Raw genomic sequence first — 16282 nt, 5'->3', positions numbered from 1 at the left:
AGGACTACCTGCAGCGCTACCCGCACGGCTACACCTGCCACTTCCCGCGCCCCGGCTGGAAGCTCCCCCGGCGCGGATGACCGACTATCCAGCGGCGGCAGTCCCAACCGGACACGTCGAACCGGTGCCCCGGCGAGTGCGCGGTGTGCTCGCCGGGAAGACCGTCGTGGACAGCACGCGGGCCAAATACGTCTGGGAATGGCCCTACTATCCGCAGTTCTATTTCCCGCTCGACGACGTTCTCCCCGGCGCACTGCGCCCCGAGGACGGCGGGCGGCTCTCGCTGCGCGTCGGAGAGGTCGAAAAGCCTGCTGCCGCTTGGGTAGACGACTCTGTCCTGCCCGGACACGTCCGGTTCGGCTGGGACGCGCTGGACGCCTGGTTCGAAGAGGACGAACAGGTTTTCGTCCACCCGCGCAACCCCTACACCCGGGTGGACGCTTTGCGCTCGACGCGGCACGTCCGAGTTCGGTTGAACGGAGTGACGCTGGCGGAATCGTCGTCGCCGGTGCTGCTGTTCGAAACCGGCCTCCCGACGCGGTATTATTTCAACCGCACCGAAGTCGATTTCACGCACCTCGTCGCCGAGCCCGGCACAGTCACCGCCTGCCCGTACAAGGGCGAGACGTCCGGCTACTGGTCCGTCCGCGTCGGCGACGTCCTGCACGAACACCTCGCGTGGACGTACGCCTACCCGGCCGCGGCGGTCCAGCCCATCGCCGGCCTCGTGGCCTTCTACAACGAGATGGTGGACATCGAAGCAGACGGAGAGCTTCTCCCCCGCCCGCGGACGCACTTCTCGCGGTGACTACACCCGCCCGAACGCCTCCACGACCGCGGCCGCCAGCCGGTCCCCGCGCTCGTCGTGCCCGGCGGGCACGGTGATGCAGACGGTGAACCGGTCCGCCCACGTCATGATGCCGACCGCGACCGGAACACCGGGAGCCAGCGACAAGACCGGGTACACGGTGCGGACGAGCGCCCCGTTGAGCACCACCGGCGACCGCGCGCCGGGAAGCACCGAGGCGATGACGCTGAACCACGTGCCGCGGTAGACGAGCTTGGCCGCCCGGCGGTGCAGCGCGGGCGGCAGAATCCCGAGCACGCGCACGACGGCGTTGCCCGCGCGGGGCGCGCCGTGCCCGACTTGGCCGGACAGCATCCGGTCCGTCGCCCGGACCCGCTCCGGCAGCGGCATCGCTCCGGTCGGCAGGTCCACCGAAGCCGCGCCGGTGTGGTTGCCGAGCTGGCGGAAGGTTCCGGTGTCGCGGACCGACATCGGGATCAGCACCCGAAGCCGCTCCGGCGCGGTCCCGCCCAGCTCGCGATGCAAGGCCTCGGCGACGAGCGCGAGGACGAGGTTGGTCGTCGGCACCCCGGCCCGCCGCGCGGCCTTCCGGACTTCCGGGGCGGAGAGGCGGGCCCGCGCGAAATGCCTTCGGGAGCTGTCGATCCGCTGGTCCCAGCCGACCCGGGGTGCGGAACCGGCTCGGGCGAGAGTCCAGACCCCGCGCGCCAGTTCGGCGGCTTGGTTGCGTGAGCCGGGCTTCGAGCGCGCGGGCCCGGCGATGCCGGAACGACCTCCCGCCGGCCGGTCAAGCCCGTGCCAGACCGGGCCCGCCGCGCGAGCGAGCGCCCCGCGCACCGGTGCCGCCAGCGCGGCAAGTCCCGCCCGCACCGCGTTCCGCTCGGGGTGAGACCCGTTGCGCCCCGATGGGGGATTGGGTGCGCCGGATGCTCCCAAGGCGGCATCCGGTGCGTCTGATGCACCCCATGTGGCGTTCGGTGCGCCAGGCGCACCCAAGGCGGCATCGGATGCGCGAGATGCACCCAATGCGGCATCCGGTGCGTCAGACACACCCAAAGCGGCATCCGGTGCGCCGGATGCACCCAAAGCGGCATCGGATGCGCGAGACGCACCCCATGTGGCATCCGGTACACCAGACACACCCAAAGCGGCATCCGGTGCACCAGACGCACCCCATGCCACATCGGGACGCCGCCGCCACCCCTTCCGCCGAGGCACCGCCGCCGGTGCCAGCGGTTTCTTCCCCCGCGCCTGCCCCACCAGCGCGCTGATCACCGCGATCCCGTCACTGGCCGCGTGGTGCAGCGCGATCAGCAACGCCCCCTGCTCCCCCTCGATCCCGGTCACCAGCCGCGCCCGCACCGGATGTTCCGGCGACACCGGGTCCGAGAAGAACGCGTCCATCTCCCGCGTCAACGCCTCGTCCAGCGGCGCGTCCGGGCCGACCCGCACGGAAGTCAGCACGTCCGCCGACGTCCGCCCCGGATCCTCCTGCCATCGCGCGCGCCACAGCCCGCTGCCGGGCAGCAATCGCGTGCGCAAGCCCGGCGTCGCCGCGAGCAAATGCTCAGCGTCGGCGTGGGTGACCGGCGTGCCGTCCGCCTTGGGATTGAACACCAGCACCGCCCCGACCTGCTGCGGCACCTCCGGCGTGGCCACGTGCACGAACAGCGCGTCCTCTGGCCGGAGCCGCTGCGTCGGCGGGTTCAACGGCGCGGAAACGAGCGATTCCAGCGCCTCCACCAGCGGGGTGGCGGTTTCGCAATGCCGCGCGACCGCTTCGGCCATCTCCTTGAGCCGTTCCGGTTCGGCCAGCAGCCCCCGCACCGTCTCCGCCAGCTCGCCGTCCTTTGCCGACACCAGAGCGAGCCCGGCCGCGGCCATCAACCGGGCGTTGGCCTTGCCGTGCGCGGCGATCGGATGGTGCATCAGCACCGGGCGCCCGCACGCCAGTGCCTCCAGCGAGGTCGCCCCGCCCGCGTTCGTCACGACGACGTCCGCCGCCAGCGTGTACCGCTCCGGCTGGTCGGTCCACCCGACCACGTGCAGTCGCGGTTCGCCCAGCGCCCGCAACCGGGCGGCCGCCGGGTCGTTGCGTCCGCAGATCGCGATCGGCGCCACCGACGGATCCGCCGCCAGCAGCTCCCGCACTGTCGTCTCGATTTCGCCGAAACCCAGCGAGCCGCACGAAACCAGCGGGACGAACGCGTCCGGCGGCAAGCCCAGTTCCTGGCGCGCCGCCGTCTGGTCCCCTGGCCGGAACACCGCGCGCACCGGCGGCGCGGACACCCCGACGTGCGCCGAGGGGGACGAGCGCAGCGCGGGCGCGACCGCGACGTCGTGCATCACCATGGTGAGATCCGCCGCGCCGTAAACCCAGAACGGATGCGGCGCGAAGTCCGAAACCCACGCACCGATCGGCACGCGCAGTTTTCCCTTGCGGCGCAGCCAGGCCAGGCCCGCGGTGCCCATCGGATACGTCGACAGCACCAGGTCCGGCGCGAATTCGGCGACCGGTTTCGCGAGCCGCCTGCCGCACCACGAGGCGGTGAACCAGCGGGACGCGGCGGCGAACCACGGAATCCGCCAGATCGCGCTGTAAAAGAACTCGTAAAGCCACGGGACGCTTTCCACATTGGCGACGTAAATCCGCGGGAAAAGCCCCTCGAAACCGGGGCCGAGCCGTTCCAGCGCATTGACCCACCGCACGGTGGCGTCCGGCCAGCGCCGCCGTATCGCGTCCTCGAGCGCGCGTCCCGTGGCGTTGTGCCCCTGCCCCATGTTCGCGGACACGATCAGCACGCGCTCCAACGCTGCCCCCTTTTTTCGCTAGCAGGCGGTCCCGGCGAGGCCGTACCCGTCGTCCGGGTCCGAATCAGGCCGTTCGCCGGGTTCTTCCGATGCGGGTTCCTCTTCGGCGGGCGGCGTTTCCGATTCCGCCGACAAATGCGACGCGCGGGTGGACAGGAGCGCGATCCCGACCACGATCACCAGCCCGGCCAGCGCTTCGCCGAACAGCGCGAGCGGCCTTCCGTCGGCCGATTCGCCCATCCACGACAGCCCGATCGCCACGCCGACCAGCGGGTCCAGCGCGGTGATGACGGCGAGCGCGGGCGTCAGGAACCGGCCCTGCTGGAACGTGTTCTGGCTCAACAGGAACCCCAGCGGCCCCACGACGCACACCAGATACAGCGTCCAGTGCCGGAACGGTTCGTCGATCCCCGTCCGGAACTGGCCCGCGACCACCTTCATCAATCCGGCGGTGAGGCCGTAGAGCACACCGGTCGCGACAGCCAGCCCGAGCACCCGCCAAGATCCCGAATTCGTTGACGCGGCAACAACAAGCGAGACCAGGGTCACCGCGGCGAGCGCGATGCCCAGCGGCAGCAGGTCGCCGCCGCTGACGAGCGTGTCGCTGTTGCCGCTCGGCCGGGCGACGACGAGGAACGCGGCGAGCCCGGCCACGCACAGCAAGCCGCCGGCACTCATCGTGCGGTCCGGGCGGCGGCGCTCCAGCCGGGCGGACGCGAGCCCGGCGAACATGAGCGACGTCACGAGCAGCGGCTGGACCAGCAGCAACGGCCCGAACGCGAGCGCGACGAGCTGCAGGACGAGACCCAGGATGGTCGCGGCGATCCCGATGAGCCACAATGGGCGTCCGACGAGCCGCTTGAAGAGCGTCAGGTCGAGCGGTTTGCCGGTTTCCACCTCTTTGGTCGCCCTGGCCTGCGCTGCGCTCGCGAGTCCCATGCACGCCGCGCCGGCGACGGCGGCGGGGACAGCCACGACCAGCGACATCCCCGTAACTGTCACGGACTCTTCACCTCACACCGTCCCCATCCGCCGTGCTTATGCTCAAGCCTTGTCCGAGGCCGAGTCGCCCGGTTGGCACCGGAGGCAGCAGAACCCGCATGCGACACCCCCATACGATCGACCTCCCCTCGTTCCGCAATCTCGTCGTGGACGGGGGCCGGCACCTGCTGGAGTCGACGCTGGTCCCGGCCGGCCTGTTCTATCTCCTGCTGACCCTGGTGAGCTTCGACAGCGGGGTCATCGCCGCGCTCTGCTGGTCGGTCGCCGTGGTGGGCACCCGGCTGGCGCTGCGCAAGAAAATCCCCGCCGTGCTGCTGCTGACCACTGCGCTGCTGGTCGCGCGCACCGTGCTGGGGCTCGCCACCGGCAGCGCATTCCTGTACTTCCTCCAGCCGACTCTACAGAATTTCCTCGTCGCCAGCCTGTTCCTGGTCTCCGCGCCGTTCAACAAACCGCTGCTCGCGCGGCTGGCCGGCGATTTCTGCGCATTCCCCGATTCACTCTCCGGACACCCCGGAATGCGCCGGTTCTTCCAGCGCGTGTCGGTGCTGTGGGGACTCGTCTTCGCGGTGAACGGCGGCGTGACGCTGCTGATGCTCGCGCGGGAAACAGTCGGCGACTTCCTCATGGTGAGCACCGCGGGCTCGTACTCGATCATCGGGCTGGCCATCGCCGGTTCGCTGTGGTGGTTCCGGCGTTCGCTGCGCTCGGCGGGCATCACGCTGCGCATGGGCCACCGTCCGGCCGCGCTGCCCGCCGCCTGATGGCCCGCACCGCCCTCGTCACCGGCGCGTCGTCGGGCATCGGAACCGCCACCGCGCGGCAGCTCGCCCGCTCCGGCGTCCAGGTTGTGCTGCACGGCCGGAACGAGGACCGGCTGGCCGCCCTCGCCGAGGAAACCGGCGGCACCGCGCTCGCCGCCGACCTCGCGCACCCCGGCGCCGCGGCGGATCTCGCCGAACGCGCGCTGGCGGTCACCGGATCGGTGGATCTGCTCGTCAACAACGCGGGCCTCGGCTGGGCCGGTCCCCTGCCCGAGCTGTCCGAGGAACGGTTGCGACTCCTCGTCACGGTGAACCTGACCGCGCCGCTCGACCTGACTCGCGCGCTGCTGCCCGCGATGCTGGAACGCGACCGCGGGCAGATCGTTTTCGTGTCGTCGATCGCCGGACGCACCGGTGTCGCCGGAGAAGCGGTGTACGCCGCGGCGAAGTCCGGTGTGGACGCTTTCGCCGACAGCCTTCGCTTCGAGTTGCACGGCACCGGAGTAACCGTCGGAATCGTAGTTCCCGGAGTGGTGCGCACGGAATTCTTCGAGCGTCGCGGCCGTCCGTACACCCGCGGCACGCCCCGTCCGGTGAGTGCCGAACGCGTGGCCGCCGCGGTGGTGCGCGCCGCCGCGCGGCCAGGCGACTACTACGTGCCACGCTGGCTGCGTATCCCCGTCGCGCTGCGCGGCACGGCACCCGGCCTGTACCGCGCGCTCGCGACGCGGTTCGGCACCGAAAGCTGACGGGCCCACGCACACCTCCCTCGTGAGTGGCAATGCCGGTTCTCACCGGCATTGCCACTCACGAGACCCAACCACGCCCCCTCCCCTCCCGCATCAGGGAATCTCCCCCATCACCCCTCCGCCTCCCCCGGCGGCCCCCAGGCCAGCGCCAGCACGAGCGACGCGCGCGCGGCCGGGTCGTCCAGCGCCGGCCCGAACAGGTCGTGCAGGCGGCCGAGCCGGTAGGACACCGTCTGCGGATGGATGTGCAGGTCCTCCGCGACCGCCTTGCGGTCCCCCAGATGCAGCAGCCACGACGTGAGCGTGGTGGACAGCCGTTCCCGCGCGGATTCGTTCAGCTCGTCGAGCGGGGCGAGGGCTTGTCTTCGCAGCGCGTCGAGCAGCCGGTCGTCGCGGTGCACGATGATCGCGTCGAGATGCTCGTCGGCGAACACCGGATCGTCGCTGAGCAGGTGGTCCCGGCGCAGTCGCGCGGTCACCTCCGCGATGCGCAGGCTGGCCGGGAGCCGGTCGAGCGGCACCGTCGCGCCGACCACCGCGCCGCCGCCGCGCAGCGCGCGAGCCAGCCACGCGCGCCTGCCGGGACCGCCCGGGTCCGGCACGATCGCCACGACCACGCCGGGCCGGCGCAGCCGCAGGCAGCTGTCTTCGAGGCGGAACACCAATTCCCGGCCCAGCTCGTTTTCGTCCTCCACCAGCACGACCGCGGCGTGCTTGGGCAACCGCCAGTCCGCGCGCACCGCCGCCGCGCGCACCGCGGCCTTGTCCGCCCGGTCGGACAGCAGCAGCGCGGTCAGTTCGTCGCGCAGCCGTTCCCGCGCGCGCACCGCGTCTGACTGCTCCTGCAAGTAACCGCGCAATGACGATTCCGAAAGCTGGTCCACCAGAGCGAACACGGTGGTGGCGAGCGAGGCGAACAGTTCGGCGGGCACCTCAAGATCGAGCGCGGCTTCCGAAACGTACCGCCATGCCACGCGCGCGCCGACCCGGTATGCCGACAGCAGACTCGTGACGCGCCTGCCCTGCTGGTACTGCGCGCGCCCGATTTCCTCGAACACCGTCTGCTCCACGCCGGACCCCAGTTCCGGCAGCCGCTCGTCGGGTTCGGCCGCCATGTCGATCAGCCGCCGGACGAATCCCGCGCTGGCGGCGACGAGGTCGGCGAGTTCTTCGGTCAGGAACTCCGCGTAGTCGGGGTGCTCGTCCGCGAGCTGGTCGCGGACCTCGTTGAGCATGGCGGGCAGCCGGCGGGTCACCACCGTCTCCAGTTCGTCAAGCCGGGTCACCTGATCTGGTCCCATGTGTCCGGGAGTCCTTCCGTCGCAGGCAGCGGTCTCGGGTCGCCTCGGGACATCCTGTCCCCACTTTGGCCTCTCGTGCCAAGTCGAAGCCACCGAAATTCGCTTTCCGGCGGCAGAAGCCGCCCGTCCGGGGGCGCGACACTGGCGGGGATGAGATCAACCTCGGGTGTCGGTCACGCTCCGGATACGTCAGGACTGCGAGAGAAACGGCGCGCGGAAAACTTCCCGGTGGCCCTGCGGGTGCTGCCGGGACAGCTGCGCGCCGACCTCGTCGCGGTCTATTCCGTCGCGCGCACTGTGGACGATCTGGGCGACGAGGCCGAGGGCGACCGGGTGGCGCAGCTCAACGCGTTCTCCGCGGAACTGTCCGCGGCGTTCGGCAACGGGGAACCGGAAGATCCCGCTGTCCGTGGACTTCTCCCCGCGATCCGCGCCGGACGGCTGACCGAGGAACCGTTCCAGCGGCTCGTCCAGGCGAACATCCAAGACCAGCGAGTGCACCGTTACCCGGTTTTCGCGGACTTGCTGGCGTACTGCCAGCTTTCCGCGGATCCCGTCGGGCGGATCGTGCTCGACCTGCTCGGGGTGCCCGGCCCGGCCGCCGCGGAGCTGTCCGACCGGATCTGCACCGGACTCCAGCTCGTGGAGCACTGGCAGGACGTCGGCGAGGACTGCCGCAACGGGCGGGTGTACCTGCCGCAGGAGGATCTCGCCGAGTTCGGCGTCGCCGAGGAGGAACTGGGCGCCGCGCACGCGTCGCCCCGGATGAAAGCGCTGATGCGGTGGGAAACCGCCCGCGCCGCCACCCTGCTGGGCGGCGGCGCGGATCTGCTGGGGCTGCTGTCCGGCTGGGGGCGGTTCGCGGTGAGCGGCTTCCTCGCCGGCGGGCTCGCGACGGTCGACGCGCTGCGCGCGAGCGGCGGCGACGTGCTGTCCGCACCGGTCCGGCCGAGCCGGGCCGGGCTGCTGAGTTGGCTGGGGTGGCTGCAAGTCGGCACGAGGAGGCGGTCCGGATGACGGCACTGGGCACAGTGGACGAGGCCTACGCGCACTGCGCGGCGGTCACCAAGAAACAAGCTCGTAACTTCTACTACGGAATCCGGTTGCTGCCGCCGGACAAACGCGCGGCGCTGTGCGCGGTGTACGCGCTGGCCCGGATCATCGACGACATCGGCGACGACACCGCGACGTCCGCGGAGGCCAAGCTGCACGGGCTCGCCGGGGTGCGGAAATCGCTCGGCGACCTGTCCTCGGCCACCGATCCGGTGTACGTCGCGCTCGCCGACGCGGCGCGCCGGTACCCGATTCCGCTCGGCGCGTTCGAGGAACTGCTCGACGGCGTCGAGATGGACGTGACCGGCCGCGAGTACGTGCGGTTCGAGGAGCTGGTCGAGTACTGCCGGTGCGTGGCGGGTTCGGTCGGGCGGCTGTGCCTCGGCGTGTTCGGCAGCCGTCCGGAGCCGAACGCGCCGGTGTACGCCGACGAGCTGGGGATTGCCTTGCAGCAGACCAATATCCTCCGCGACATCCGCGAGGACCTGCTGGCCGGCCGGGTGTATCTGCCCAAAGAGGACCTCGACCGGTTCGGCGTCGAACTGTCCGCGGGCCCGGACGGGAGGCTGGCCGATCCCGAAGGCGGGCTCACCGCGCTGATCCACGACAGCGCCGCGCGGGCTCGCGACTGGTACGCCCGCGGTCTCCACCTGGTGCCCTCTTTGGACGGTCGCAGCGCCGCGTGCTGTACCGCGATGTCGGGCATCTACCGCACTCTGCTGGACCGGATCGACGAACAGCCCGCGCGCGTGTTCGACCGGCGGCTTTCGTTGTCCGGCCGGGAAAAGGCGGTGGTGGCGTTCCGGGCGCTGACCGGGATCGGCCGATGACCGCCCCGGTCGCGGTGGTCGGCGGCGGGCTCGCGGGCATCGCCGCCGCACTCGCCTGCGCCGACGCCGGGCGGCCGGTGACGCTGTTCGAGGCGCGGCCGCACCTGGGCGGGCTCACGCATTCGTTCACCCGCGGCGAGCTGCGGGTCGACAACGGACAGCACGTGTTCCTCCGCTGCTGCACGGCCTATCGCGCGCTGCTCGACCGGCTCGGCGTCGCGGACCGGGTGACCCTGCAGCCTCGGCTGGAGATCCCGATCCGCTTGCCGGGCGCGGCCGAGCCGACCTGGCTGCGCCGCGACGACCTGCCCGCGCCGCTGCACCTGGCCACTTCGCTGCTGCGTTACGACCCGCTGCGCCCGCTCGACCGGGCCCGGTTCGCGCTCGCCGCGCTCGCGTTGCGCCGGGTGGACCCGAAGGCGGACCGCACGGATCGCCAGTCCTTCGGGGAATGGCTGCGGCGGCACGGGCAGAGCGCGGCGGCGATCGAAGCGTTGTGGGATTTGGTCGGCGTGGCAACGCTGAACGCGACGGCCGACGACGCGTCGCTCAGCCTCGCCGCGACGGTGTTCCAGGAGGGCCTGCTCACCGATCCGGCCGCCGCCGACATCGGATGGTCGCTGGTGCCGTTGCGGGAACTGCACGGCGATCCGGCTCGCGAACGGCTGATCGAGGCCGGGGCGGACGTCCGGGTCGGCACGAAGGTGCGCGCGATCGGCGAAGGCCGGCGGGTCGTCACCGATCGCGGCGAGGAGGAGTTCGGCCAGGTCGTGCTCGCCACTCCCCCGCCGGTGACCGAACAGCTCGCGCCCGACGGGGCGATCGGGCTGCCGCCGGGCTGGTCCGGCGGGCTCGGCAGCTCGCCGATCGTGAACGTGCACGTGGTGCTCGACCGGAAGGTTCTCGGCGAACCGTTCGTCGCGGGCGTGCGCACACCGGTGCAGTGGGTGTTCGACCGGACGCGGCAGTCCGGGCTGGACTCCGGGCAGTACCTCGCGATGTCGCTGTCCGCCGCGGACGCGCAGATCGACCTGCCCACCGCGAAACTGCGCGAACAGTTGCTGCCCGAACTGCTGGCGCTGCTGCCCGAAGCACGCGGCGCGCGGGTGCTCGACTTTTTCGTCACCCGCGAGCGGCACGCGACGTTCCGGCCCGGCCCCGGCACCGCCTCGCTGCGCCCGCCCGCGCGCACCGGCCTGCCCGGGCTGTACCTGGCGGGCGCGTGGACCGCGACCGGATGGCCCGCGACGATGGAGGGCGCCGCGCGCAGCGGCGCGGCTGCGGCCGCCGCCCTTCTTCAGCACAACGGTGAGAGGGAGGGAGTCGGAGCATGACAGCCAATCTGTTTTCCGCCGAGAAAACGCGTTCAGCGGTGCCGCCGGTGCTCGGCAGCGCCCGGGACGTCGTGCGGCCAGCGTTGCGCGCCGCCGTCGACCGGCTGGACGACGCCAGCCGCGCGATCAGCGCCTACCACCTCGGCTGGACCGACCCGAACGGCGTGCCGGTGCGGGGCAACGGCGGCAAGGCCGTGCGTTCGGCGCTCGCCGTGGTGTCCGCGCAGGCCGCGGGCGCGCCGGTGGAGGTCGGTGTGCCCGGCGCGGTCGCGGTGGAACTGGTGCACAACTTCTCGCTCGTCCACGACGATCTGATGGACGGCGACACCGAGCGCAGGCACCGGCCGACGGTGTGGGCGCTGTGGGGGTCCGCGAGCGCGATCCTGACCGGGGACGCGATGCTCGCGCTCGCCCAGGAAGCGGTGCTGGACAGCGGTTCCCCGCACGCGGTCGCGGCCGGGCGGCTGATCGCCCAGACCACGCGACGGCTCATCCACGGCCAGTTCCTCGACGTCGCGTTCGAGCAGCGCGACGACGTCGCCCTCGCCGAATGCGTGACGATGGCCGCCGGGAAAACCGGTGCGCTGCTGTCGGCCAGCGCGGCGATCGGGGCGGTGCTCGCCGGTGCGCCCGCCGAGGTGGTCGGCGCACTGGCAGTGTTCGGAGAAGAGATCGGCCTCGCGTTCCAGCTTGTCGACGACGTGCTCGGCATCTGGGGCGACCCGGCGGTCACCGGGAAATCGGTGTACTCCGACCTGCGGGCGCGCAAGAAGTCCCTGCCGATCACCTACGCGACCACACACGGCGGCGCGGCGGGCCGGCGGCTCGCGGAATGGCTGGCCGGGGACGACGACACCGACCTCGCGCGGATCGCCGCCCTGGTGGACGACGCGGGCGGCCGCGAGTGGGCGACGGGGGAAGCGGCGCGGCACGTCGCCGCCGCGGAACAAGCGCTGGCCGCCATCCCGCCGGGCCCGCGCGACGACCTCGTTGCGATCGCCCGTTTCATCGCCGGAAGGGAAGCGTGATGACCCAGACCGTCCCCCGGACCTCCGCGCCCGCCGCCCGCACCGCCGACGGCACTGTCGCCGCGGCCGTCGAGTTCCTGCGCCGCGAGCAGGACCGCGCCGGATGGTGGAAGGGCGAACTCGCCACCAACGTCACGATGGACGCCGAAGACCTCCTGCTGCGGCATTTCCTCGGCATCCTCACGCCGCAGGTCGCCGAGGAGTCCGCGCGCTGGATCCGCTCGCAGCAGCGGGCCGACGGCACCTGGGCGAACTTCCCGGACGGTCCGGCCGACCTGTCCACGACGGTCGAGGCGTGGGTCGCGCTCCGGCTGGCCGGCGATCCGGCGGACGCCCCGTGGCTGGCCGCCGCGGCGGAGTGGATCCGCGAGCACGGCGGGATCGAGGCGACGCGGGTGTTCACCCGGATCTGGCTCGCGATGGTCGGCCAGTGGTCGTGGGACGACCTGCCGAGCCTGCCGCCCGAACTGATCTTCCTGCCGTCGTGGTTCCCGCTCAACGTCTACGACTTCGCTTGCTGGGCGCGGCAGACCATCGTGCCGCTGACCATCGTCGGCACGCTGCGCCCGGTGCGGAAGCTGCCGTTCGACGTTTCCGGACTGCGCACCGGCAAGCGTCCGCCCAAAACGCGCGCGCCGTGGACATGGGACGGCGTGTTCCAGAACCTCGACACCGCGCTGCACGCCTACGCGAAACTGCCGCTCAACCCGGTCCGGAAGCTCGCGATGAAGCAGACTGCGGAGTGGATCCTGGCCCGGCAGGAGGCGGACGGTTCGTGGGGCGGGATCCAGCCGCCGTGGGTGTACTCGATCCTCGCGCTGCACCTGCTCGGCTATCCGCTCGACCATCCCGCGCTCAAGGCCGGGATCGCCGGGCTCGACGGGTTCACCATCCGGGAGAAGACCGGCCAGGGCTGGGTGCGCCGGCTCGAAGCGTGCCAGTCGCCGGTGTGGGACACCGCGCTGGCGATGACCGCGCTGCTCGACGCGGGCGTCTCCCCCGGCGACGAAACCCTGGTGCGCGCCGCGGAGTGGATGCTGGGCGAGGAAATCCGGGTGCCCGGCGACTGGGCCGTGCGGCGGCCTTCACTGAAGCCGGGCGGGTTCGCGTTCGAGTTCGCCAACGACGGCTACCCCGACACCGACGACACCGCCGAGGTGGTGCTCGCGCTGCGGCGGATGGGCAGGCCGGACCACCTGCGGATCCGCGAGGCGGTCGACCGGAGCGTCGCGTGGCTGGAGGGCATGCAGTCCAGCGACGGCGGCTGGGGCGCGTTCGACGCGGACAACACACAGGCGCTGGCCACTCGCCTGCCGTTCTGCGATTTCGGCGCGGTGATCGATCCCCCTTCGGCGGACGTGACCGCGCACGTGGTCGAAATGCTGGCCGCGGAAGGGAAATCCGGCACTCGTGAATGCCGTCGCGGGATCCGGTGGCTGTGGGACAACCAGGAGGAGGACGGCTCGTGGTTCGGCCGCTGGGGCGCGAACTACGTGTACGGCACCGGTGCGGTGGTGCCCGCGCTGGTCGCGGCCGGGATCCCCGGGAGCGACCGGCGGATCCGGCGCGCGGTGAAGTGGCTGGCCGAGCACCAGAACGACGACGGCGGGTGGGGCGAGGATCTGCGGTCCTACGACGACCGGGCCTGGGCCGGGCGCGGTGATTCGACGCCGTCGCAGACTGCGTGGGCATTGCTGGCGCTGCTCGCCGCCGGGGAGCGGGAGTCCGCTGTGGTCGCCCGGGGCGTCGAGTGGCTGGTCGAACGGCAGCGGCCGGACGGCGGGTGGGACGAGGACAAGCACACCGGGACCGGATTCCCTGGCGACTTCTACCTGTCGTATCACCTGTATCGCGTGGTGTTCCCGCTCTCCGCGCTCGGCCGGTACGTCCGGGGCGGGTCATGACACCCGTTGTGCCGGCCGCCGTGCAGTGCCGGGTCGTAGGGTGTGCCGTTCTGCCAGCGCCACCTGACTCGGACCCAGGCTCGGGCGAGGATGCGTGTGGCGTGGGGATGGCAGTTCCTGCCACAAGCCCCATCGGGGCGCATGCACGAAAGAAGGTGCACTAGTGACCCCGATCGTCTGCACCCCGTTGCGGATCGAGCAGGCCGCGTTGCGCGGTCCCGGTCCGCGGACGGTCCACACCGGACTCGGGCCTCGTCGGGCCGTCGCCGCCGCGACCCGGCTCCCGTCCGGACCGCGGATCGTCGCGGGGATCGGCGGCGGGCTCAGTCCGGAGGTACGGCCGGGGGACATGGTGGTCGCCACCGAGGTGCGCGGTCCTTCCGGCGCGGTGCCGGTGCCCTCCGCACCGTTGCTGGCGGGTGCGTTACGACGTCTCGGGCTCACGGTCCATCTCGGACCCGTGGTGGGCAGTTCGCATGTGGTGCGGGAGCGGGAGCGCGCTTCGCTGGCTTCCAGTGGTGCGCTGGCGGTCGACATGGAGTCCGCGTGGCTCGCGGCCAAAGGTGAACCGTTCGCTGTGGTTCGAGCCATTGTGGACACGGTCGGCGAGCCGCTGCTGCATCCTTCGACTGTCGCTAATGGACTCGCTGGGTTGCGGAGCCTGCGCCGGGCCGCTCCCGCGATCACTGCGTGGGCTGAAGCGGTGGGACCGCGAACGGTGCTGCTGGCCAGTCCGCGATCGTTCTGCGCTGGGGTGGAGCGGGCGATCGAGATCGTCGAGCGCGCGCTGGAGAAGCACGGCGCGCCGGTATACGTGCGTCGCCAGATCGTGCACAACACCCACGTCGTGCACCGGTTGCAAGGGCGCGGTGCGGTGTTCGTGGACGAGGTGGAGGAAGTTCCGGAAGGCGCGACCCTGGTGTTCGCCGCCCACGGCGTCTCTCCGGCGGTTCGGCGCGCCGCGGCGGACCGCGGACTGTCCGTAGTGGACGCGACGTGTCCGTTGGTCACCAAGGTGCACAACGAGGTCCGCCGCTACACCGGTCGCGGCGAGACTGTGTTCCTCATTGGACATGCCGAGCACGAAGAAGTCGAAGGCACCGTCGGAGAAGCGCCCGGCAATGTGGTGGTCGTCGGCGATGTCGCAGCCGCTCGGACAGTCACCGTGCGCGATCCGTCGCGGACCGCCTACACCATGCAGACCACGCTGGCGCTCGACGAAGCCGAAGAGATCGCTTCCGTGCTGCGCGAACGATTCCCCGGCCTTTCCGCACCGCGCAAGGACGACATCTGCTACGCCACCACCAACCGGCAGCAGGCCTTGCGCGCGATCGCCCGCGAAGTGGATCTGGTGCTGGTGGTCGGCTCCGGGAACTCGTCCAACTCGCGGCGGCTGGTGGAGGTCGCCGAACGCGAAGGAACGCCGGCGGTGCTGGTGGACGGCTGCGGCGACGTCGACCTGCGCCGGCTCGCCGGAGCCGGGCGGATCGGGCTCACCGCGGGTGCTTCGGCGCCACCGCGTCTGGTGTCCGAAACAGTCGGGGCCCTGCGCGGATTAGGGCCGGTCAGCGTCACGGAAAACACGCTGACGGAAGAAGAAATGACGTTCACCCTACCTCGGGAGGTGCTCTGAGCGATGGCCATGCCGTTGCGCCAGTCTCTTCGACTGGGCGGTTATCTGATGAAGCAGAAGCTGCTGCGCAAGGAGAAGTTCCCGCTCCTGGTCGAGCTGGAACCGCTCTTCGCGTGCAATCTCAAATGCGGCGGCTGCGGCAAGATCGCGCAGCCGCACACCCTGCTGAAACAGCGGATGCCGGTGGAGCAGGCGGTCGGGGCGATCGAGGAGAGCGGCGCGCCGATGGTGTCGATCGCGGGCGGCGAGCCGCTGATGCACCCGCAGATCGACGAGATCACCCGGCAGCTGCTCGCCCGCGGCAAGATCATTTTCCTGTGCACCAACGCGCTGCTGCTGCCCAAGCACATCCACAAATTCAAGCCGCACCGCAATTTCGCGTGGATGGTGCACATCGACGGCCTCGAAGACCGGCACGACGCGTCGGTGCGCAAGGAGGGCGGTTTCCAGGCGGCGGTCGACGCGATCAAGCTCGCCAAGGAAAAGGGCTTCCGCGTCATGACGAACACGACGTTCTTCACCGGGGACACCCCGCAGGACGTCATCGACGTGCTCGACTACCTCAACGACCTCGGCGTCGACAACATGCAGATCTCGCCGGGGTACGCGTACGAGAAGGCCCCGGACCAGGACCACTGGCTCGGCGTGCAGCAGACCCGCGAGCTGTTCGCGAAGGCCTTCGGCGGCGGCAACCGGAAACGCTGGCGGCTCAACCATTCCCCGGTGTTCCTCGATTTCCTCGAGGGCAAACGCGACCTGGAATGCACGCCGTGGGGCATCCCGTCGTATTCGCTGCTCGGCTGGCAGCGTCCGTGCTACCTGCTGGACGACGGCTACGCGAAGACCTACCGGGAACTCATCGAAACCACCGAATGGGAGAACTTCGGCCGCGGCAAGGACCCGCGCTGCGCCAACTGCATGGCGCACTGCGGCTACGAACCCACCGCGGTGATCGCCACCCTCGGCTCCCTCAAGGAGTCCGTCCGAGCCGCCGTCGGCCACTGACCTGCGGTCGGTGAAGGGCCTCTTGCGGGAATCTGATCCCCGCAAGAGGCCCTTCACCGG

The 16282-nt window shown here is 71.2% G+C and carries 13 protein-coding genes; 10 read left to right on the top strand and 3 right to left on the bottom strand.

The annotated features are described in order from the left end of the window. The first annotated feature begins 76 nt into the window (after nucleotides 1-76). Nucleotides 77-808 carry a DUF427 domain-containing protein gene (locus tag A4R44_RS27880; protein WP_067587029.1) on the top strand — a complete coding sequence of 244 codons (732 nt, stop codon included), beginning with the start codon at nucleotides 77-79 and terminating at the stop codon, nucleotides 806-808. Here the strand turns inward: A4R44_RS27880 and A4R44_RS27875 are convergent, their stop codons facing one another. Further along, nucleotides 809-3610 (bottom strand): WS/DGAT domain-containing protein, encoded by a 2802-nt coding sequence (locus A4R44_RS27875; protein WP_232791812.1) that lies wholly within the window; start codon nucleotides 3608-3610, stop codon nucleotides 809-811. A gap of 27 nt (nucleotides 3611-3637) precedes the next feature. After that, nucleotides 3638-4621, bottom strand: a complete 984-nt coding sequence (locus A4R44_RS27870; RefSeq protein ID WP_232791807.1) for a DMT family transporter — start codon at nucleotides 4619-4621, stop codon at nucleotides 3638-3640. 98 nt (nucleotides 4622-4719) lie between these two features. Here A4R44_RS27870 and A4R44_RS27865 point away from each other — a divergent pair, with 98 nt between their 5' ends. After that, nucleotides 4720-5385, top strand: coding sequence for a VC0807 family protein (locus tag A4R44_RS27865; protein WP_067587024.1), 666 nt, complete (start codon nucleotides 4720-4722; stop codon nucleotides 5383-5385). After that, nucleotides 5385-6134, top strand: a complete 750-nt coding sequence (locus A4R44_RS27860; RefSeq protein ID WP_067587022.1) for an SDR family oxidoreductase — start codon at nucleotides 5385-5387, stop codon at nucleotides 6132-6134. The genes A4R44_RS27865 and A4R44_RS27860 overlap by 1 nt, the downstream gene beginning before the upstream one ends. 110 nt (nucleotides 6135-6244) lie before the next feature. Here A4R44_RS27860 and A4R44_RS27855 read toward each other — a convergent pair whose 3' ends face one another. Next, a complete protein-coding gene (locus A4R44_RS27855) occupies nucleotides 6245-7435 on the bottom strand; it encodes a CdaR family transcriptional regulator (protein ID WP_067587015.1) in 1191 nt (396 codons plus the stop codon). A gap of 150 nt (nucleotides 7436-7585) precedes the next feature. Here A4R44_RS27855 and hpnC point away from each other — a divergent pair, with 150 nt between their 5' ends. The 7 genes from hpnC (at nucleotide 7586) to hpnH (ending at nucleotide 16222) form a co-directional block, all read left to right on the top strand. Beyond that, a complete protein-coding gene (hpnC, locus tag A4R44_RS27850; protein ID WP_067587012.1) occupies nucleotides 7586-8452 on the top strand; it encodes a squalene synthase HpnC in 867 nt (288 codons plus the stop codon). Further along, nucleotides 8449-9318 carry a presqualene diphosphate synthase HpnD gene (gene hpnD, locus A4R44_RS27845; RefSeq protein ID WP_067587008.1) on the top strand — a complete coding sequence of 290 codons (870 nt, stop codon included), beginning with the start codon at nucleotides 8449-8451 and terminating at the stop codon, nucleotides 9316-9318. Before hpnC ends, hpnD begins: the two co-directional genes overlap by 4 nt. Next, a complete protein-coding gene (hpnE, locus tag A4R44_RS27840; protein ID WP_067587005.1) occupies nucleotides 9315-10652 on the top strand; it encodes a hydroxysqualene dehydroxylase HpnE in 1338 nt (445 codons plus the stop codon). Before hpnD ends, hpnE begins: the two co-directional genes overlap by 4 nt. Further along, entirely contained in the window at nucleotides 10649-11680 is a 1032-nt protein-coding gene (locus A4R44_RS27835) for a polyprenyl synthetase family protein (protein WP_093576571.1), read from the top strand. Before hpnE ends, A4R44_RS27835 begins: the two co-directional genes overlap by 4 nt. Beyond that, nucleotides 11680-13584, top strand: coding sequence for a squalene--hopene cyclase (gene shc / locus A4R44_RS27830; RefSeq protein WP_067587002.1), 1905 nt, complete (start codon nucleotides 11680-11682; stop codon nucleotides 13582-13584). Before A4R44_RS27835 ends, shc begins: the two co-directional genes overlap by 1 nt. Before the next feature lie 163 nt (nucleotides 13585-13747). Continuing rightward, nucleotides 13748-15217, top strand: coding sequence for a 4-hydroxy-3-methylbut-2-enyl diphosphate reductase (gene ispH, locus A4R44_RS27825; protein WP_067586999.1), 1470 nt, complete (start codon nucleotides 13748-13750; stop codon nucleotides 15215-15217). A 3-nt stretch (nucleotides 15218-15220) separates the two neighbouring features. Further along, nucleotides 15221-16222 carry an adenosyl-hopene transferase HpnH gene (gene hpnH / locus A4R44_RS27820; RefSeq protein ID WP_067586997.1) on the top strand — a complete coding sequence of 334 codons (1002 nt, stop codon included), beginning with the start codon at nucleotides 15221-15223 and terminating at the stop codon, nucleotides 16220-16222. The last annotated feature ends 60 nt before the right edge of the window (nucleotides 16223-16282 follow it).

It is taken from the genome of Amycolatopsis sp. M39 (genome assembly GCF_001651785.1).
Lineage (GTDB): Bacteria > Actinomycetota > Actinomycetes > Mycobacteriales > Pseudonocardiaceae > Amycolatopsis > Amycolatopsis rubida.
This window is presented reverse-complemented; position numbering and strand designations above follow the sequence as displayed.

Coding starts and splice junctions, on each gene's coding strand:
- hpnC (WP_067587012.1), top strand. CDS start 7,586: ATGAGATCAACCTCGGGTGTCGGTCACGCTCCGGATACGTCAGGACTG.
- A4R44_RS27860 (WP_067587022.1), top strand. CDS start 5,385: ATGGCCCGCACCGCCCTCGTCACCGGCGCGTCGTCGGGCATCGGAACC.
- hpnD (WP_067587008.1), top strand. CDS start 8,449: ATGACGGCACTGGGCACAGTGGACGAGGCCTACGCGCACTGCGCGGCG.
- A4R44_RS27865 (WP_067587024.1), top strand. CDS start 4,720: ATGCGACACCCCCATACGATCGACCTCCCCTCGTTCCGCAATCTCGTC.
- hpnE (WP_067587005.1), top strand. CDS start 9,315: ATGACCGCCCCGGTCGCGGTGGTCGGCGGCGGGCTCGCGGGCATCGCC.
- hpnH (WP_067586997.1), top strand. CDS start 15,221: ATGGCCATGCCGTTGCGCCAGTCTCTTCGACTGGGCGGTTATCTGATG.
- A4R44_RS27855 (WP_067587015.1), bottom strand. CDS start 7,435: ATGGGACCAGATCAGGTGACCCGGCTTGACGAACTGGAGACGGTGGTG.
- A4R44_RS27835 (WP_093576571.1), top strand. CDS start 10,649: ATGACAGCCAATCTGTTTTCCGCCGAGAAAACGCGTTCAGCGGTGCCG.
- A4R44_RS27880 (WP_067587029.1), top strand. CDS start 77: ATGACCGACTATCCAGCGGCGGCAGTCCCAACCGGACACGTCGAACCG.
- shc (WP_067587002.1), top strand. CDS start 11,680: ATGACCCAGACCGTCCCCCGGACCTCCGCGCCCGCCGCCCGCACCGCC.